The organism is Alistipes sp. dk3624, from assembly GCF_009557455.1.
GTDB lineage: Bacteria > Bacteroidota > Bacteroidia > Bacteroidales > Rikenellaceae > Alistipes_A > Alistipes_A hominis.
This window is the reverse complement of sequence record NZ_CP045651.1, coordinates 1,748,095-1,766,282: the sequence shown is the minus strand read 5'-3', so window position 1 is coordinate 1,766,282 and position 18,188 is coordinate 1,748,095. Positions and strand designations below refer to the sequence as shown.

Annotated in this window: 15 protein-coding genes and 1 tRNA gene; 6 read left to right on the top strand and 10 right to left on the bottom strand. The window is 57.0% G+C overall.

The window, feature by feature from the left end; all coding sequences use genetic code 11:
• Nucleotides 1–33 precede the first annotated feature (33 nt).
• A complete protein-coding gene (gene tmk / locus GFH31_RS07560; RefSeq protein WP_055202935.1) occupies nucleotides 34–720 on the top strand; it encodes a dTMP kinase in 687 nt (228 codons plus the stop codon).
• Nucleotides 721–826: 106 nt separating this feature from the next.
• Here the strand turns inward: tmk and GFH31_RS07555 are convergent, their stop codons facing one another.
• Complete coding sequence (locus GFH31_RS07555; RefSeq protein WP_055202937.1) at nucleotides 827–2,260, bottom strand: carbon starvation protein A; 1,434 nt, start codon at nucleotides 2,258–2,260, stop codon at nucleotides 827–829.
• A 64-nt stretch (nucleotides 2,261–2,324) separates the two neighbouring features.
• A complete protein-coding gene (locus GFH31_RS07550; RefSeq protein WP_055202940.1) occupies nucleotides 2,325–2,735 on the bottom strand; it encodes an OsmC family protein in 411 nt (136 codons plus the stop codon).
• Between the two features lie 200 nt (nucleotides 2,736–2,935).
• On the opposite strand from GFH31_RS07550, the gene yihA reads away from it, so the two are divergent.
• The 4 genes from yihA to GFH31_RS07530 all read left to right on the top strand — a co-directional run bounded on the left by yihA (nucleotide 2,936) and on the right by GFH31_RS07530 (nucleotide 6,385).
• Entirely contained in the window at nucleotides 2,936–3,544 is a 609-nt protein-coding gene (gene yihA, locus GFH31_RS07545; RefSeq protein ID WP_101572039.1) for a ribosome biogenesis GTP-binding protein YihA/YsxC, read from the top strand.
• Between the two features lie 129 nt (nucleotides 3,545–3,673).
• A complete protein-coding gene (locus GFH31_RS07540; RefSeq protein ID WP_055202944.1) occupies nucleotides 3,674–4,615 on the top strand; it encodes a ribose-phosphate diphosphokinase in 942 nt (313 codons plus the stop codon).
• A gap of 184 nt (nucleotides 4,616–4,799) precedes the next feature.
• A tRNA-Ser gene (locus tag GFH31_RS07535) sits at nucleotides 4,800–4,888 on the top strand.
• Nucleotides 4,889–5,245: 357 nt separating this feature from the next.
• Nucleotides 5,246–6,385, top strand: a complete 1,140-nt coding sequence (locus tag GFH31_RS07530; RefSeq protein WP_101573689.1) for an acyltransferase family protein — start codon at nucleotides 5,246–5,248, stop codon at nucleotides 6,383–6,385.
• Nucleotides 6,386–6,397: 12 nt separating this feature from the next.
• Here GFH31_RS07530 and GFH31_RS07525 read toward each other — a convergent pair whose 3' ends face one another.
• Genes GFH31_RS07525 through GFH31_RS07500 form a run of 6 tightly spaced genes read right to left on the bottom strand, consistent with a single transcriptional unit; the run spans nucleotide 6,398 to nucleotide 13,354 of the window.
• A complete protein-coding gene (locus GFH31_RS07525) occupies nucleotides 6,398–7,693 on the bottom strand; it encodes an ABC transporter permease (protein WP_153497726.1) in 1,296 nt (431 codons plus the stop codon).
• On the bottom strand, nucleotides 7,677–8,855 hold the full coding sequence (locus tag GFH31_RS07520; RefSeq protein ID WP_118655590.1) for an ABC transporter permease: 1,179 nt from the start codon (nucleotides 8,853–8,855) through the stop codon (nucleotides 7,677–7,679). Before GFH31_RS07520 ends, GFH31_RS07525 begins: the two co-directional genes overlap by 17 nt.
• Nucleotides 8,856–8,862: 7 nt before the next feature.
• Nucleotides 8,863–9,855: an HlyD family secretion protein gene (locus GFH31_RS07515; RefSeq protein WP_101573687.1), complete on the bottom strand. Its 993-nt coding sequence runs from the start codon at nucleotides 9,853–9,855 to the stop codon at nucleotides 8,863–8,865.
• Between the two features lie 10 nt (nucleotides 9,856–9,865).
• Nucleotides 9,866–11,341 (bottom strand): TolC family protein, encoded by a 1,476-nt coding sequence (locus tag GFH31_RS07510; protein WP_101573641.1) that lies wholly within the window; start codon nucleotides 11,339–11,341, stop codon nucleotides 9,866–9,868.
• A 10-nt stretch (nucleotides 11,342–11,351) separates the two neighbouring features.
• A complete protein-coding gene (locus GFH31_RS07505) occupies nucleotides 11,352–12,641 on the bottom strand; it encodes a metal-dependent hydrolase family protein (RefSeq protein ID WP_101573639.1) in 1,290 nt (429 codons plus the stop codon).
• Between the two features lie 38 nt (nucleotides 12,642–12,679).
• Nucleotides 12,680–13,354, bottom strand: a complete 675-nt coding sequence (locus tag GFH31_RS07500; protein ID WP_055202951.1) for a MarC family protein — start codon at nucleotides 13,352–13,354, stop codon at nucleotides 12,680–12,682.
• 359 nt (nucleotides 13,355–13,713) lie between these two features.
• Between GFH31_RS07500 and GFH31_RS07495 the strand changes: the two genes are divergently transcribed.
• On the top strand, nucleotides 13,714–13,956 hold the full coding sequence (locus GFH31_RS07495; RefSeq protein ID WP_118655592.1) for a hypothetical protein: 243 nt from the start codon (nucleotides 13,714–13,716) through the stop codon (nucleotides 13,954–13,956).
• Between the two features lie 322 nt (nucleotides 13,957–14,278).
• Here the strand turns inward: GFH31_RS07495 and GFH31_RS07490 are convergent, their stop codons facing one another.
• Both GFH31_RS07490 and GFH31_RS07485 read right to left on the bottom strand, forming a co-directional pair.
• Nucleotides 14,279–16,141, bottom strand: coding sequence for an SLC13 family permease (locus GFH31_RS07490; RefSeq protein WP_055202955.1), 1,863 nt, complete (start codon nucleotides 16,139–16,141; stop codon nucleotides 14,279–14,281).
• Nucleotides 16,142–16,243: 102 nt separating this feature from the next.
• Nucleotides 16,244–18,100, bottom strand: a complete 1,857-nt coding sequence (locus tag GFH31_RS07485; RefSeq protein ID WP_153497725.1) for a glycoside hydrolase family 2 protein — start codon at nucleotides 18,098–18,100, stop codon at nucleotides 16,244–16,246.
• Nucleotides 18,101–18,188: the final 88 nt, after the last annotated feature.

Below are 18,188 nucleotides of genomic sequence, written 5' to 3'. Positions count from 1 at the left end.
CGGCGGTAAACGATAGAAACCGAATCAATAAATATGTCGCTGATTGTTCTCGAAGGGCTCGACGGAGCCGGAAAATCGACCCAGATCGACCTGTTGCAGCAGTTGCTCGCTTCGCGCGGCCTGCGTTACGAATACTTGCATTTCCCGCGTTTCGACGCGCCGATTTACGGCGAGTTGATCGCCCGCTTTCTGCGCGGCGAATTGGGAGCAGTGGACGCCGTCGATCCGTATGTGGTCGCATTGTTGTACGCGGGCGACCGCGCCGACGCCGCGCCGGTGATCCGGCGGTGGCTCGACGAGGGGAAATTCGTGATCCTCGACCGTTACGTCTATTCGAACGTGGCGTACCAGTGCGCCAAAATCGGAGATGCGGCGTCCCGCGAGCGGTTGCGGGACTGGATCGTCGATCTGGAGTATGATTATCATAAAATTCCGCAGCCGGACGTTTCGCTGTTTCTGGACGTTCCGTTCGGATTTACCCGGCGTAAACTCGAAGAGGTGCGCGAAGGGGACGACCGCGGTTACCTGCACGGAAAAAAGGATATTCACGAGGCGTCGCTGACGTTGCAGCAACGGGTGCGCGAGGTGTATCTCGGTCAGGCGGAGCGCGACGACCGGTTCCGGGTGGTGGACTGCGCCGGCGACGACGGGACGATGCTGCCGCCGCCGCAGATTTTCGAGCGGATCCGGGCAGCATTGGCCGGGGTTTTCGGAAATTAGCTTGCGAACCGTTTTCGCGCCGGCGGTACGGCCGCGGCAGGGATCAAACGAAAAGGGATTTTCCGCATGAAAATCCCTTTTCGTTTGATTGATGAATCCGTACCGGTCAAATCGTCGGATTCCGCCGCAGGTATTTGTTGCGCCACACGAGGAACAGGACGAATATGAACAGGGTAACGGCTCCGCCGAGCCAGTAGGCCAGTTCTTGCGGCAGGTGCAGTCCCTCCCGTGCGATCAGGATATAGGTCGAGCAAACGGCCGTCATAAACAGCGCGGGGATCAGCGTGATAACGTACGGTTTGCGTTTCTGGGTCAGATAGACCGTCAGCGCCCATAGCGTGAAGACGGCCAGCGTCTGGTTGCACCAGGCAAAGTAGCGCCACAGTACGGAGAAATTGGCGTGCAGGATGATGTAACCCGCGACGAACAGCGGAACGGAGATCATCAGCCGTTTCAGGATCGGTTTCTGGTCGACGCGCAGGAAGTCGGCGACGATCAGCCGGGCCGAGCGGAAAGCCGTATCCCCCGAGGTGATCGGTGCGGCGATGACGCCCAATATGGCCAGGAAGCCGCCCACGACGCCCAGCCACTCTTTGGTGATCGAGTCGACGATGACGGCGGCGTTGTCGTTCCCCGATCCGGCGGCGAACAGCGCGCTGCCCTCTTCGGTGTGGAAAAAGTAGGTTGCGGCAGCGGCCCAGATCAGGGCGACGATCCCCTCGGTGATCATGGCGCCGTAGAATACCGGCCGGCCGTATTTTTCATTGGTCATGCAGCGAGCCATCAGCGGCGACTGCGTGGCGTGGAATCCCGAAATCGCTCCGCAGGCGATCGAAATGAACATCATCGGGAAGATCGGCAGGCCGTCCGGATGCGTATTGGCGATGCCGTCGGTCAGTTCCGGCAGGGCGGGATGATGCCAGAAGATCATAAAAAGAATGCCTGCTGCCATGAATATCAATGCAATGGCAAATATCGGGTAGATCTTGCCGATGATCTTGTCGATCGGCAGCAGCGTAGCCAGCACATAATAAACGAATACGACCGTCGCCCAGAACGACAGGTCGAGGCTCTCCGGGGTCAGCTTGGCCAGCAGCCCGGCCGGCCCCGCAACGAATACGGCGCCGACCAGCACCATCAGCAGCACCGTAAAGCCGCGCATGAATTGTTTGAAGTTGACTCCCAGGTAGCGGCCGATGGTTTCCGGCAGGCTCTCCCCGCCGTTGCGCAGCGAGATCATGCCTGCCAGAAAATCGTGTACGGCGCCGGCGAAGATGCTGCCCAGCACGATCCATAGGTAAGACGCTGTCCCGAATTTGGCTCCCATGATCGCGCCGAAAATCGGCCCCAATCCGGCGATGTTCAGGAACTGGATCATGAAAATCTTCCACGTCGGCATCGGGATGTAGTCTACGCCGTCCTGTTTCGTATAGGCCGGCGTTTTACGCGCCGGATCGACCCCGAATATTTTTTCGACGAATTTGCCGTAGAAAAAATAGCCTGCGATCAGGGCGAGCAATGCAATGGTAAAAGTGAACATAGCATAATGTTTTTAGAAAGCGCGGGGCCGGACGAACCGGCGCCGCGCACCGGTCGATCGGCGGTTATTCGCCGTAACGGTAGCTGACGGTCTGTTTGCAGTCCGGGTGCAGCGACTGGGCGACCGGGCAGGTAGCCGCGGCCCGTTCGAGAATCTCGCGCTGTTTCGGATCGGCGATCGGTTTTGGGAAATGCACTTCGACGACGATTTCGCCGATCCGCCGCGGCGATGCGCTCATGATTTTGGTGATGTGCAGTTTCGTGCCGTCGATGTCGATACCGTGCGTCTGCGCGGCGATGCCCATGATGGTCATCATACAGCTTCCGAGCGCGGTGGCTACCAGATCGGTCGGCGAGAAGGCTTCTCCTTTGCCGTGGTTGTCGGTCGGAGCGTCGGTCAGGATTTTCGTTCCGGACTGGACATGGGTGGCTTCGGTACGGAGACCGCCCAGATAGATCGTTTCTACAGTTGCCATAATTTTGCGTTTTTGAATGATTCGTCGTTTTTACGATAGCCGGCACCGGGACGGATATCCCGCTCCGTCCCGTTTATCCGGGGAACGGTCCGGCGTGTCACGTGCAAAGATAAAAAATAATCCGCAGCGGTGTTCCGCCTCCGGCGGGCAGGGCGTGCGAAACCCGGATTTTTCGTTACCTTTGTAAAAAATCAGTCCGTATGCACATCTCTTCCGCCGTTTTTACTGTCAGCAGCCAGAAGTTGAGCCAATGTCCGACGGACGGTTTGCCGGAATTTGCGCTGATCGGCCGCTCGAACGTCGGCAAATCGTCGCTGATCAACATGCTGACCGATCGTCCGGGATTGGCCAAAGTTTCCTCGACTCCCGGTAAAACCCGGTTGATCAATCATTTTAAAATCAATGCGAAGTGGTATCTGGTCGATTTGCCCGGATACGGCTATGCGCGCGTTTCGAAAAACCAGCGCGGGGAGTTCTCGAAGCTGATTACCGATTACGTGCAGAAACGGGAGGCGATGGTTTTCCTGTTCGTGCTGATCGATTCCCGGCTCGATCCGCAGAAGATCGACCTCGATTTTATCCGGATGCTCGGCGAACACGGCGTGCCGTTCGGGTTGATATTCACCAAATGCGACAAACAGTCCGATGACCGCACGTCGTCCAATATGGCGAAATTCCGCCGGAAAATGCTGGAAACATGGGAAGAGCTGCCGCCGGTGTTCCGTACCTCTTCCGAAAAAAAGACCGGGCGGGACGATGTACTCGATTTTATCGGACATTGTTTGGAGACGGTCGGGGATACGGAATGAAACCGTTCGGATTTGTCGCCCAGCCTTTTTGCGCCGGATTCCGATATTTTATGAATAAAAAGTTAAAATTAATCCCCCTTTTTCCACGAAATTGGCGTACCTTTGCGCGCAAATGAAATTCTTCAGATAATGGCAATTCACAAGCTTAAAATTTTTTCATGCCGTGGTTCCCGTTACGTGGCCGAGAAGATCGCTGCGAATTTCGGGGTCGATCTGGGCGATTCCCAGGTTTTGGAGTTCAGCGACGGCGAATTCCAGCCCGCGTTTGACGAAAGCATCCGGGGATGCACCGTTTTTATCGTGCAGTCGACCTTCCCGCCTGCAGACAATCTGATGGAACTGTTGCTGATGATCGATGCGGCGCACCGGGCGTCGGCGCACCGGGTGATCGCCGTGATGCCCTATTTCGGTTGGGCGCGGCAGGATCGCAAGGACCGTCCGCGGGTTTCGATCGGAGCCAAATTGGTTGCCAATCTGTTGCGCGCCGCCGGCGTCGACCGGATCATGACCATGGACCTGCATGCCGACCAGATTCAGGGATTTTTCGATATCCCGGTCGATCATCTCTATGCGAGCGGCATATTCGTTCCCTACATTAAAAATCTGAATATCGAAAACCTGTCGATCGCCGCGCCGGACATGGGGGGGGCCAAACGGGCGAACGCTTATTCGCAGCACTTGAACGCGCCGATGATCATTTGCCACAAGCAGCGCGAAAAGGCCAACGTCGTAGGGAAAATTACGGCGATCGGCGAGGTCAAAGACCGGAATATCATCATCATGGACGACATGATCGATACGGCGGGCACGATTACCAAAGCGGCCGATATGTTCATGGAGCTCGGCGCTTCGAGCGTCCGCGCCGCCGTGACGCATCCGGTACTGTCGGGGCCGGCCTACGACCGAATCAATAACAGCGCACTGTCGGAAGTGATCGTAACGGATACGATTCCGCTGAAAAAAGACGAAGATACCTCGAAATTTACCGTGCTGACCGTGGCCGACATTTTTGCCGACGTCATCGAACGGGTGCACGATTATCGGGAGATCAGTTCGAAATTTATTTTTTAGATCGGAGGGCGATTTGTCCGGCGAGTCGGGTGCGGTGACGCACGGGCAGTCGTTCCGAAAAAGCCGGTCTGCCGGGGACCGTCCGGAACTTTAGGGATTTATTTTTCCGCGCGTCGAAAAAAGATTTGCGTTTTTGAAAAGTAAACCATACTTTTGCACGGTAATTATTTCAGGCTATGGCCACGGAGAGGTGGGTGAGTGGCTGAAACCAGTAGTTTGCTAAACTGCCGAGCTGGGCAACTGGCTCCACGGGTTCGAATCCCGTCCTCTCCGCTGAATTTGTTGTATGAAAGTAAACCTACGAGTCATTGATTCGTAGGTTTTTTATTGCCCGTAAGCTTGTCGCCGGGAACATCCGGAGGAAGGGAAAGAACGCCGTTAAAACGACTGCCGGGCCGATGCGAAGTTTGCTTTCGGGAAAAGAGCCGGATTGGACCGGCCAAAGCTATTTTAACAAAAAAAGACGGTCGGAGCTATGTGTAAGGCTATTTTGTTGTATATTTGAAGCATACATGGGGAGTGCCCGGGAAAAAGAAAGCCCCGTGCGGCCGGAAGGTAAACGGACGCGAAAACCGGAAAGCATCGAGATTTACAAAAGAAATAAATACGAAATCCGAATACAATTCATTCATGTCGAAAACACCGATATCTTCCGCGGCTTTCGGAGACACGAAACCGCATTACATGATCCTCGACGGATTGCGCGGCGTGGCCGCCATTATGGTCGTATGGTTTCATATATTCGAAGCCTATGCGACGAGTCATCTGGATCAAAAGATCAACCACGGTTATCTGGCTGTCGATTTCTTCTTTATTCTGTCCGGTTTTGTCATTGGCTATGCTTACGACGACCGCTGGAAAACGATGACCGTGAAGGATTTCATCAAACGCAGGGTCATACGCCTTCACCCGATGGTCGTCATGGGGGCTGTGATCGGGGCGGTCATGTTTTATTTCCAGGGATGTCCGGTGTGGGACGTTACGAAGGTGACGGTCGCGGCCCTGTTGCTGGCCACGTTCGTCAATGCGCTGTTGATCCCGGCTACGCCCGGCACCGAAATCCGGGGCCTGGGGGAGATGTATCCGCTGAACGGGCCGAGCTGGTCGCTGTTTTTCGAATATATCGGCAATATTTTGTATGCTTTGATTATCCGTAAATTTTCTACGAAGGCCCTTGCGGTATTGGTCGTCGCGGCCGGATGCGGCCTGGCCGCTTTTAGCATCTTCGGGCCTTACGGCGATATTTGCGCCGGGTTTTCGTTGACCGGGACGGAGTTTACGGGAGGATTTTTTCGTTTGCTGTACGCTTTCTCCGCCGGGTTGCTTCTGTCCCGCGTTTTCAGGCCGGCCCGTGTCAGGGGGGCCTTTTGGAAGTGCAGCCTGCTCGTGATTATTCTGCTGGCCGTTCCGCGCCTGGGCGGAGCCGATCGCCTGTGGATGAACGGTTTGTACGATACGGTTTGTTTCGCCCTGTTTTTCCCGCTGATCGTTTACTGGGGAGCCTCCGGCAAAATTACCGACCGATATACGAACCGGGTTTGTAAGTTCCTGGGAGATATATCCTATCCTTTGTATATGGTGCATTATCCGTTTATTTACCTTTATTACGGATGGGTCAAGAACGAAGAGCTTACGTTCGGCGAGTCGCTGCCCGGAGCCCTGGCCGTAGTCGTCGGAAGCATCCTGCTGGCATATATTTGTTTGAAATTGTACGATGAGCCTGTCCGTAGGTATTTGGCCAACCGTTTTTTGAAGTCGAAGAAACGGTAAACCGTCCGAATTTTATTCGACCGTATTTTCGACGGACGCCGGTTCCGCGATGCCTTTTGCCGGAGCCGGCGTAGGGACGTCGTTCCGAGAAGCAGCGCGCGCGCCGGCCGGCCGGTTGCGTATCGCTTTGCGGATGTTGTACCGGAACGCCAGGCAGGCCGAAATGAAATACACGATGCACTGAATCCACAGCGTCACGTATTCGCGTTCGATATCGGCCATACCCGCTCCCATGGAGTTCAGTTTGATGAACGCCAGAACGCCGGGGGAGGCCGGAATCACGAAATGGGCGGCCTGCCAGTACCACGGCATCAGTTCCAGCGGGTACGACATGCCGGACAGAAAGATCAGGCCGACCGAGAAGAAGGTAATCATCAGGATCGGACTCTCGGAGTCTGCAAAGAAAAGCGATCCGGTCAGCCCGAAAAAACAGGTCGCCAGCAAGAACGGGATCAGCAGCATGACGATATCCCGGCGGTTCCCGATATCGGGAATGCTGTATATCTCCGGCAGCAGGCCGATTAAAAAGTAGGCGAATACGGCGTAGAGGATGCAGTATGTAAAGGTCTTGCTCAGCACGACGCCGGCCATCCGGCCAAAGCCGAGTCCGTGCCGCGAATAGTACAGGATGGAACCGGTGTAGCGCTCCTTACCCGAGATCATTCCGATGACCATCATCAGGGTCTGGAAGAGGATGACGATCAGTACGGCCGGGATCAGGTAGCTGCCGTAACCTTCGGTCGGGTTGTAGAGCGGCGTTCCGACGATGTCGATCGACTGGGTCTGCGACATCGCGTAGAGGGCTGCGGGCGGCACGAATACGACCATGTCGGGACGGTGCCTGGAGTCCAGTTCTTCCATCGCGCCTGCGGCCGCTTCTTCGACGGAGGCGAAGTTCAGGAATGCGCTGGTGTTGCCGTAGGCCAGGAAAACGGCCTGCTCGCCGCGGCCTACCCTGCTTTCGAAGTCTTCCGGAATGAAGATGATCCCGACGACCCGGTTCGTCTCCATCATGATTTTCGCGCTCGGCATGTCCGGCGCGTAGCTGTATATTTCGACCTGCGGAGAGGCGTTCAGCAGGCGCGCGTACTCCCGGCTCAACGGGGTTCCCGAACGGTCGACGACGGCGACCGGCGCGTCGCGGATCAGGTTGGGCGCGTACATGTAGTTGTAAAGCAGGCCGTAAATGAATATCCCCCCGATCATGACCAACAGGATCGAATAGCTTGTCGCGATGGTTTTGAACTCCCTGGTCACGTAGGTCGCGATGACCGTCAGGCCCCCTTTTATTTTATTCGATGTTTTCATATTTACGACTCAGTATGGCTCTTTTCAGGTGCGGCAGCATCAGCAGCGCCGCCAACATGAAGACGAACAGGCAGCTCGCGTTCTGCCAGGTATAGGCGAAACCGTAATCCCCGTACAGGATGTTCTGGTTGATTTCGACGAAATGCCTGACGGGAAACAGGAACGACAGGTAGTAGATGGGGGCGTACATGTACGGTACCGGGAACGTTACTCCGGACAGCGTCGCGCCGAGCGATCCGACCATCGAGGCTATGCTGATGATGATGCTCAGCGCCGGGAAAAGCGAGAATATGAAGACGCCGAACGCCTGCGTCGCCACGATGAACAGGGCGGTCGCCAGATTGACGGGCAGAAAACCCGTGCCCAACGGGAGGCCCGCGATGCCGAACATGACGAAGTTGCCCAGTATGCCCATCGCGATAAAGATCGCCGTGTAGGGCAGCAGTTTGCCCGTGACGGCGGTGAAGATATTCGCATCCGCCGTTTCGAGCCAGTCGGCGGCCGTTTTGAATTTTATTTCGCTGCCCAGAACGTACATGGTCACCAGTAGGATGACGATCTGGAACAAAACGAAGAAAAAAGGGTTCGTCAGGTAGATCGAGTAGTCCAGCGACGGATTGAAAAGCGGATGGGCCTGCAGGTTGACGGGCAGGATAAAGCTTTCGATCCGGCGTTCCGACGCGCCCTGCCCGATTCCCGCCGCGGCGACCGGCGCGACGGATAGGTTCGCCAGTACCGTTTCGAAGGCGCTGTGGAGTTCGATCCCCACGCTCAGCAAGGCGAAATGGTAGTAATAGGGCAGCGCGACGTTTCGACCTCCCAGCAGATCCGATTCGAAGTTGTGCGGGATCACTACGTAGGCGTATATCTCCTTTTTTTGCACGGCGTCGCGCGCCGCCTTGGCGTCTGCGTAGCGGGCCGTTACGCGGGAAGTCGGAACTGTCGCGATGGTACGCGAAATTTGCCGCGAGGTGGCTGTCTGGTCGAGGTCGACGATACCGATCGGGATGTTTTCCATTTGTCCGCTGCCGAAGATCGTGGTCATAAACAAGATGCAGAACAGGGGCAGCGCGATGCAGACCCCGAAGTAAAGCCTTCGGGATACCATCCGGTCCAACTCGCGTCGGACGACCCGGTAAAATGCTCCCTGAGTGCGGTCCATCGTGCGGCTACTGTGCGTTGAGGTTTACCAGAACCGACATTCCGGGCCGGAGATCCGTCAGCGGCGCGGTCGGCCGGGCTTTGATCTCGAACGTCCTCATGTCGTAGCTGCCGACCTGTTTGGTCGATTTCCAGGTCGAATAGCTGCCCAGCGGGCTGATGTAGTATATCTCGAATTCGATCCCTTTCCGGGCCAGCGCGGGCACGTCTCCCTTGAATTTTCCTTTCATCCGGAAATGCGGCATCAGGTCTTCCCGTACGTTCAGCACCACGTGGGCGTCTTCGAGGACGACCAGCGACATGATGGGCGTGCCGGGGCCGACGAGTTCGCCCCGCTTGGGGTAGATCACGGCGATCTGGCCGGATTCGGGGGCCGTGAGCCGGGCGTCCTGTAGCAGCGCGGCCACTTCCTGCACCGTGCTCCGGGCGGCGTCGACCATAGACTGGGAACTCTCCCGATCCTGCTTGCGGGCGCCGTCCAGAGCCATCTGGTATTGCTGGAAGGCGGCGCGTTCGCCGGCCAAGGCCGCTTTGTAGATCGCTTCCGTTTCGTCTTTCCGCTGGGAAGTGACCACGCTGTCCCGGTAGAGGGACGAAATGCGGTTGTAGGTGGTCGTCGCCAGTTCGAGGTCGGATTTACTTTTCATCCAGAGCTGGTAGGCCGATTCGACGATCTGCTTGCGGGTGCCTTCTTCGATTTTCTGATTTTCGTAGACCGCCGCGTTCTTGATCGCATCGACCTGGTCGTATTTCGCCACGATTTCCGGACTGTTGATTACCACCAGGGTATCCCCTTTGAGGACGTCCTGTCCCTCTTCGACCAGGAACTTGTCGATGCGTCCGGGGAGTTTGCCGGAGATCCGGATCTCCGTAGCTTCCGCCTGCCCTTGCAGGATCTCGGGTTTGTTCTTCAGCGACAGAATGCCGACCGTGGATACGATCACGACGACGATTAAAACGACGACGAAGGCGATCGCTATGTATTTTTTACTCTTGTTCATCATGATATGGTTAATTGTTTATCGTTCCGTTTACAGCGTCGGTTCGCCGGTCCGTCAGGGACGTTTCGTCTTTTCCGTTCCTGCTGTACTGATCGAACGACTCCGGCATCCCGCAGACGGCCAGCAGGTTGATGAGCCCCGTGTCGAACTGGTAGTAGGCCATCAGGATCGCGACCCTCACTTTCGACAGCAGCAGTTCCGCGTCGATGACTTCGGTGGGGGTGGCCATGCCTTCTTGGAAAGACTTGTGCCGGGCCCGGACGATCTCCCGGCTCATCTCGACGGTAGTTTGCAGGGCGGTAACGTTGTCCAGTGCGGTTTGCGTCTGGTTGTAGAATTTATCGACCGCCAGTGTCAGGTCGTCGGCGGCTTTCTCTTTCTCGACGGTCAGAATGCGGTGGTTGATCTTCGCCTGGCGGATCTGCTTCTCGCGACCCAGGCCGTCGAAAAGGTTCCAGGTAAACCCCACCCCGATCAGCGACCGGGGCACCAGGTTTTTCCGGATGCCGGACGAATAGAGGGTCTGTTTCCCGAATAGTTCGATCGCGGGCATGTAGGCTGAGTTCGCTATTTTTATCTGGTTTTGCTGGATATCCTGCTGGATGCCCAGGCCCTGGACGATGTAGTTGTCCCGACCTACCAGGCTTTTGAAATAGTCGAGCGCAGGCAGGGATTCGTTGATGAACAGCGGCGAAACCGGCAGGATGTTTTCGTCCGTTTCGATCTGGACGAGCGTTTTGAACGCGTTCTGCGCTACGCTCAGATCCTTTACCGCCGTTTCCAGTTCGCGTTTGGCTTCATCCCTGTTTACCTGGAAAAGCAGGCGTTCGGTTTTGGTCAGCATACCGGTGGCCTCGAGCTTCAGGGCATTTTGGAAATGCTGTTCGAGGGCGTCGTAGGTCTGCTGGCGGACTTCGACGATTTTTTGTCCCAGCCGCACGCCGAAATAAGTTTCGACCAGCAGTACTTGTTGATCGGCGCTTACTTGCTTCCGGTTCACCTCGGCTGCGCCGACCATGGATTTCCCGATTCTGCCGGCGTAGATGCGCTTGCCGCCCGTAAAGATCGGAAGCGCGACTGTCGCGTCGATCGTAGAGACGTTCCGGGGGGCCAGCGGGACGCTGAACGAGTGGCTGCCGAGGTTGTTCAGCAGCGAAGTGATGATCTGTTCGCCGGGGTCGATCGAGTGGATGAAATCCTTGACCGGATCGGTGAACGCCGACAGCGATTCCTTGACTTCGATGTCGTTCGCCATGTGCACGTAGGCTCCGCTGGCCGAAATTCTCGGATACCAGAAAGAGTTCAGCCGCTGGCGTTCGCTTTTGGCCCAGTCCAGTCCCTGCTCGGCGATCCGGATGCTCTTGTTGTCCCGGTTCACCATTTCGACGGCCTGCTCGAAGCTGACCGGAAGACCCGGTTCCTGAGCGGATGCGCCGAAAAGGGGAAAAACGAGTAGGATGGCGTATAGTACAGGTTGTCTGATCATATATCGAGTTTTAACGGTTGCCGGATGCCGGGCCGTCTTGTAGTTTGTTTTTATAGACGACGCCGTTTTTGATGATGACGCTGAAGTTGTTCCCGGGATCTCCGAGCAGGTCGACGTTCTGTAGAGGATTTCCTTCGACCAGCAGCAGGTCGGCCAGCGCGCCCTCTTCGACGACGCCGAGTTTGCCCGGATACGGGTTTCGGGCTCCGGACATCGCCAGCAGGCGGGCGTTGTCGGAAGTGACCATTTTCAGGATTTCGAAGTTGGAAAACCATTTTTGTAATTTTACGATCCCGTGATTCTGGTTTTTCGTATGGGCCGGATTGAACAGCAGATCCGTTCCCCAGGCCAGTTTCACATTGTACTTTTTGGCGAGTTCGTATGCGCGGTCCGTCCCGTTGCAGATCTGCAGGTGTTTGGCTTGTTGAACGGGCGAAGGATACGTATTGTCTTCGACGGTGAAGGCCTGCATACTGAGCCAAGCGCCGCTGTCGGCCAGCAGTTTCATCGTAGGTTCGTCGATCAGGTGGCCGTGCTCGATGCTTCTGACCCCGGCTTTGATGGCCCTCGCTATGCCCCGGGGATTGTAAACGTGCACCATTACGTACGTGCCCCAGTCTTCGGCCGCCCTCACCGCCGCGCGGATCTCCTCTTCGAAAAATTCGGTTACGTCCAGCGGATCGTAGAGCGATGCCGCGCCGCCGCCGGTCATCAGTTTGATCTGAGAGGCTCCTTGCCTCAGGTTTTCGCGCGTCGCCGCCGTGACGGCATCGGGACCGTCGACAATGCGCGAGGCCCCGATCTCCTCGACGTGGGCCATTTCGCAGCCGCAGCCCGTATGACCGTGTTCGTAGATCATCCGGAAGTCGCCGTGTCCCGACGTCTGGGAGATCATGGCGCCGCTGGGATAGATTCTCGGGCCCTGCAGGACGCCGGTGTCGATGGCCCGTTTGAGTCCGAAAACGGGGCCTCCCGCATCCCGGATGGTCGTGAAACCCCGTAGCAGGGTCGCCCCGGCCTCCTGTCCTGCCGTCAGGTGCGAAAAGGAGACGTCTTCGGTCAGCAGTCCCATCATCGTGTTGCAGCACAGGTAGGCGTGCCAGTGCGCGTCGATCAGCCCGGGCATCAGAAACCGTCCTTTTCCGTCCAGCACGATGGTGTCGCCGCCCGGGTCGACCGGGACGGACTCCTGCGTTATTTTTTCGATCAGGCCGTTCTTGACCAGAACATTTCCTCGGACGGTGGCCTCGTTCGTTCCGTCGAAGATCTCGACGTTGTTTATCAGGATGCTCGAATTCATGGTTTTTATGTTTAAGCGTTTGTTGTTTTCCGGTTGGTTTACGACAGGCTGAGGTGGAATATTTTCTCGACGCCTTCCGCGATGATCTGGATGCCGACGCAGAACGTGAAGAATGCGACCATTTTATTGATTATCATCGTGCCCGTGACCCCTACTTTCTTCGTGATTTTCTGTCCCTGCGACAGGATGACGTACAGGATCAGACACATCAGGAAGATGACGAACGCGATGACCGCATAGTTTATGATGATCTTTCCCAGGCCGTCCTTGATATTGACCGACGCCATCAGGGTGAAAATGACGGATATGCTGCCGGGTCCGATGCTGATCGGAAAGGTGATCGGGTAAAATACCCGGGATTCCAGGTTGCGTACGCTGATCGGGTCGACGGGCTTGTCCGGCGCGCTGCCTGTCGAAGCATCCGAATCGCCGAGCCATTGCAGGGCCGTTTTACAGATCAAAAGACCTCCTCCCAGTTGAACGATAGGCAGCGACAGTCCGAACAGGGACAGTACGAAGTGCCCGATCGCCAGGCTGCCGATCCCGATCAGCAGGTAGTTGACGGCAATCCTCCGGACGATGGATCTTCTCTCCGAACGGTCCAGTCCCGACAAGAACCCGTTGATGATGAATCCGGTGCCCACGGGATTCGCCACCGGAAACAACGCCATGAACGAGGAGATGAACATGAAGACGAAGCTTTCTTTTAACATCTTGATATGCCGTGTTTTATTGTGTTTGACGATCGTGTCCGCCCGGTTGGCTGCAAAGTTTTTCCGGGCGTCGAGCCATTTTACATTCCGATGCCGGCAGGCGGTTCCGGGCCGCGTTCGGAACGGCGCGGCCCGGAGCGCCTGCTATTTCGTTTGTTATCCGTTATCAATAACTATTCCAAAATCCGGTCGATACGGCGGTCGGTTGTCCGGTCGTCCGTGTTTCCCGGCTGTCGCTGAGCGCCGATCTGTCGCGGCAGTTTTTTTCGCTCAGGCAATACTCCGGCGATACGGTTTACCACCGCGTTAACAATTTCGTTTTTGCAACCGAGGAGGAGATCGGAACCGGCAGCATCGATGTGGAGCAGGAGCGCGAGGTTGCCGGAATCGGCATTATGCTGCGTCCGAAGGATAATGTTCCGTTTGCCGCCGCTATCGATACGATGAGCGCGCTGATGGGTTCCATCGCCGAAAGCCTCGACCTGTATACCGTCGAACCTTCCAATTCGACGAAGACGGTGCTGATTCCGCTGCGCTTTGCGCCGGACCGCATGAGCGCTTATAATTCCGTAGAGGTGTTTCCGTCTGGCGATGCGCCTTAAATCGTGATCCGCATGATTCTCGACAACGGGGAGGAAAAGACTTTATACGTCGCGACTGTCCGGGCCGCTGACTGCCGGCAATATGTTGACGCTGCACGTGAATATCGGCGGGATCCTGTCGCCGCCCTTCCGCGGCAACGGATTCGAAGTCGACAAATGGCACGAAAGCGGCGAAACGATCGCTATGGGGCCGATCTAACGGGCTGTCGCCCGGCGGCGCGAAACGGGCCGACCGGATTTATGCGGAATCGTGCTTTTTTGTCAGAGTGGAAAATCGAACGACCGTCCCGGTAAAAGGGACGGTCGCTTTTTATGATTTCGGTCAGAACGGGAACAGCAGCGGGAGTATTAGGATCATTATGATCCCCATAATGACCTGCAACGGTAGGCCGACTTTGATGTAATCTTTGAACGCATATTGTCCGGCCTGCATGACCAGCGCATTGGGCGGCGTAGAGAACGGCGAGGCGAAACACATGCTCGCTCCCACCGCGACCGCGAACAGGAACGGATAGGGGCTCGCCCCGATCTCTACGGCGGCGTGGAGAGCGACCGGCGCGAGCAGCACGGCCGTGGCCGTGTTGCTGATGAACATCGTCATCAACGAGGTGGTGAAATAGACGCCTGCGAGCAGAACGACCGGCCCGTAGCTGCCCAATCCCTGGGCGAGCTGTCGCGAGAGCAGCTCCGACGCTCCCGTTTTTTCCAGCGCGACGGACATCGGCAGCATCGCCGCGATCAGTACGATGCTTTCCCAGTTGATCGTTTTGTAAGCGGCTTCCACGTTGCGCAGGCAGCCGGTCAGCACCATCAGCACGGCGGCGATCATCACGGCCGTGACCGGGGCGATCGGGATGAAGTCGAACATCATGCAGGCGATCATCAGCACCATGATCGCCGCGGCCAGCGGCGCTTTGTAATCCAGCGTTACCCGGGACGCTTCGGCCAGCGGCTGCCCCAGGACGACCCATTCCGACGGTTCGCCGTCCAGACGCGAAATGTCGTGCCACGCGCCCTGTACGAGCAGGATATCCCCGGAGTGCATTTTCGTGTCTTTCAGGCCGGAGAGCAGGTATTCGTTCTTGCGGCGGATGCCCAGTACGTTGACGTCGTACTGTTCGCGCAATCCGGATTCGCCGACCGGCGTATTGACCAGCCGGGAGGTCGGCGGTAGCAGGATCTCGGCGATCCCGATGTCGTAGAAATCGAGCGTGCCTGGTTTGCCTTCGGTGCGTTGTTCGGTCGTATGGGTGTCCATCAGTTCGAGCCGGCAGTCGGCGGCGAATCGTTGCACGTTTTCAAAAAGCCCCATCAAGTAGAGGATATCCCCGTCGCGGAGCGTCGTATCGGGGTCGGCCAACTGCTGGCTGACCGATTTCAGGAAATGCGATTGGGGCGATTGGATTCGGCGGATTTCGACCAGGTTGAGGTCGTATTGCTGTTGGATGCCCAGTTCCCGCACCGTTTGTCCTCCGGCCGGAGAGCCGGCGGATACCCTGACCCGGAACAAGCTGTCGGCGAGTTGGTATTCGCGGACCAGTTCGCCGAGCGATTTTCCGGTCTGCCGTTGCTGTTTTTTCTCTTTTTTCGGGCCGAGGAACCACCTGCTCAGCGGGATCAGCACGATGATTCCGGTCAGGATACATACCAGGCCGACCGGAGTGAACGAAAAGAAGGTCAGCGGCTGGTAGCCCGCGTCGGTCAGTACGTTCTGGATAACGAGGTTCGGGGCGGTCCCGATCAGCGTCAGCATACCGCCCATGCTGCTTGCGAATGCCAGCGGCATCAGTACGCGGCTGACGTTCATGTTCGCATTGGCTGCGAGACTCACCACGATCGGGAGCATCAGCGCGACGGTTCCCGTATTGCTTATAAAGGCGCCGATGGCCGCAGTGACCAGCATGACAAGGATGAACAGTTTCAGTTCGCTGTTGCCGGCCAATCCCAGGATGCGGCTGCTGACCATTTTGGCCAGTCCGGTCTGGAAAATCGCGCCGCCTACGACGAACAGCCCGATCATCATGATGACGATCGGGTTGGCGAATCCGGCCAGCGCCTCTTCGGGGGTCAGTATTTGGAAAACGAGCAGGCCCAGCAGCGCGCACAGTGCCACCAGGTCGGAACGTACCCGGCCGTTCATAAAAAAGACGGCCGACAGTACCAGGATTGCGAGCGTGATATACATAATTTCAGTTGTTTCATGCAGGATGACTCCCGACGTGAAGGAACGGAATCCACCGTTCAACTACCATGCCGCTGCCGTTTTACCGCAGGATGGAATTGCTTGTCATTTTGCCGTTTTCGGAATTTCCAACGGCAGGGTTTGTTCGAGGATGCGCTCTCCGTCCGGCGCCAGTGGCGTATTGTCTTTATGTGCGACGTAGACGGTCAGCGTATATTTGCCCGGTTTGACGCCGTCGAGCGGAATATCCACCAGGGCGGTTTCCCCGGCCGGGATGTCGGCTTTGCAGACGCCTTCCTTGACGATTCGTTTCGTGCCGGCGACGATCGTATAGCCGACCCGGAAGTTTTTCAGGTCGGCGATCGTACAGCCGTTGCGGATCTCCACTTTGCCCGGAGCCGTTCCGGCCGCGATCGCGGTCGCGCCCAGCGGCGACTGTTTTTCGTTGAAAGACTCGGGCGAAGCGAAAAAGACCGTGTAACGGTCGTCCGACGCGTTGCGTCCGCCGGGTTTGCCGACCACCAGGTCGCTGTTCCACTCCGCGCCGGCTCCTTCGTAAATCACCGGGCGTTTCTTTTCGACCGCTTTCAGCCGGCGGTAGGCTTCGTACATGTTGTAACCGCGCCCTCCCTGTTCGCCGAGCGAGAACAGCAGCACCGACGGATGGTTCTGCGATGTGTAGTACATATTCATTACGCGGTCGGCATAGGCGTTTTCCCACAGCGGATCGTTGGCCGGCGTGCCGCCCGTTTCGAGCGAGCTGCCGCTCAGACGGGCGTCGATGTTCGCCCGGTTGCAGATATACAGGCCGTAGCTGTCGGCCAGTTCGTAAAACCGGTCGTTTTGCGGGTAATTTTTGACCCGGACGCAGTTGATGCCCCTCTTTTTGAATGCGGCGAAGTCCCTGCGCCAGGCATTCGCATCCGGGGGACAATCGTAATCGACGGCGCGGAGCTCGACCGGACGTCCGTTGATCTTCAGCCCTTTTTCGTCGAACGAAACGTCGCGGAATCCGATTTTTACCTTCGTATATTCGGTAAAGCGGCCTTCGTGCTGCAATTTCAGTGCGACGGTATAGAGCTTCGGACTTTCGTGGCTCCACGACTGGATGTCCGGTAGGTTGGCGAAAAAGCGGACGGTGTCTTCGGCCCGCAGGTGGAAACGGGCGTCCCGCTTGCCGTGCGCGATCACCGTGCTGTCGTCCGGCGCGATCAGTTCGTAATAAACGATCACCTCTTTGGGATTCAGCAGGTGCGATTTTACGATCGCCCCGAAACTGAACAGTCCGTTGCCGTCCGTTGCGAAACGGGTGTCGGCCACGAAGTCGCGGATGCGGACTTTGGGCTGCGCGATGACCGAGACGTCGCCTTCGATGCAGGTGCCCGGCGTTTTGATCTGATTCTCAAGCGTTGTCGAAACCGGATGGGCGTAGGCGATCACGGCCAGCGTGTTTTTCCCGTCCGCGACGTAAGGCGTAATATCGAAATAGGCCGGCGTTTTCGAATCCGCGTGATAACCGGCCAGATGCCCGTTCGCATAGACGTAATAAGCGCGGCTGACGGCGTCGAGCCGGACGAATATTTCACGGTCGATCCATTTGAAAGGCATCGTGAACTCGGTACGGTAGACGGCCGCCCATGCTCCGTTGCCCTCTTTTTCGGGAATCGTGACGCTTTCCCATGCCGAAACGTCCGCCGCCGGCGCGGTGAGCGTCGTGTCTATTTCCGTTTCCGAACGATAGGTTTTTACCTGCCATTTTCCGTTCAGCCGCTGCATGTAGAGCGATTCCTTATCGTTTTCGGTCAGCGCCAGTTCGCGGCTGTTGTAACTGCCGATTTGAATGCCCGGCATTTCGCTGCGGGAAGAGGTGCGGGTCGGGTCCTGCAGTTCGGTTTGCGCCTGCAGTCCGCCGGCGCGAAGCAGGCACAGCAGCGAGAAGGAGATAATGAGGCTGTATTTCATAATATTTCCGGATAAAATCAAGATCGAGATGCAGCCACCCCGACATGCAAATATACAAAAATAGCCGCCGGGTAAAAATGATCGGCGG

Excerpts from the sequence above, each read along its gene's own strand:
- tmk (WP_055202935.1), top strand. The coding sequence starts at position 34 with ATGTCGCTGATTGTTCTCGAAGGGCTCGACGGAGCCGGAAAATCGACC.
- GFH31_RS07520 (WP_118655590.1), bottom strand. The coding sequence starts at position 8,855 with ATGGACCGCACTCAGGGAGCATTTTACCGGGTCGTCCGACGCGAGTTG.
- GFH31_RS07525 (WP_153497726.1), bottom strand. The coding sequence starts at position 7,693 with ATGAAAACATCGAATAAAATAAAAGGGGGCCTGACGGTCATCGCGACC.
- yihA (WP_101572039.1), top strand. The coding sequence starts at position 2,936 with ATGCACATCTCTTCCGCCGTTTTTACTGTCAGCAGCCAGAAGTTGAGC.
- GFH31_RS07515 (WP_101573687.1), bottom strand. The coding sequence starts at position 9,855 with ATGAACAAGAGTAAAAAATACATAGCGATCGCCTTCGTCGTCGTTTTA.
- GFH31_RS07505 (WP_101573639.1), bottom strand. The coding sequence starts at position 12,641 with ATGAATTCGAGCATCCTGATAAACAACGTCGAGATCTTCGACGGAACG.
- GFH31_RS07510 (WP_101573641.1), bottom strand. The coding sequence starts at position 11,341 with ATGATCAGACAACCTGTACTATACGCCATCCTACTCGTTTTTCCCCTT.
- GFH31_RS07530 (WP_101573689.1), top strand. The coding sequence starts at position 5,246 with ATGTCGAAAACACCGATATCTTCCGCGGCTTTCGGAGACACGAAACCG.
- GFH31_RS07540 (WP_055202944.1), top strand. The coding sequence starts at position 3,674 with ATGGCAATTCACAAGCTTAAAATTTTTTCATGCCGTGGTTCCCGTTAC.
- GFH31_RS07500 (WP_055202951.1), bottom strand. The coding sequence starts at position 13,354 with ATGTTAAAAGAAAGCTTCGTCTTCATGTTCATCTCCTCGTTCATGGCG.
- GFH31_RS07485 (WP_153497725.1), bottom strand. The coding sequence starts at position 18,100 with ATGAAATACAGCCTCATTATCTCCTTCTCGCTGCTGTGCCTGCTTCGC.
- GFH31_RS07490 (WP_055202955.1), bottom strand. The coding sequence starts at position 16,141 with ATGTATATCACGCTCGCAATCCTGGTACTGTCGGCCGTCTTTTTTATG.
- GFH31_RS07555 (WP_055202937.1), bottom strand. The coding sequence starts at position 2,260 with ATGTTCACTTTTACCATTGCATTGCTCGCCCTGATCGCAGGCTATTTT.
- GFH31_RS07550 (WP_055202940.1), bottom strand. The coding sequence starts at position 2,735 with ATGGCAACTGTAGAAACGATCTATCTGGGCGGTCTCCGTACCGAAGCC.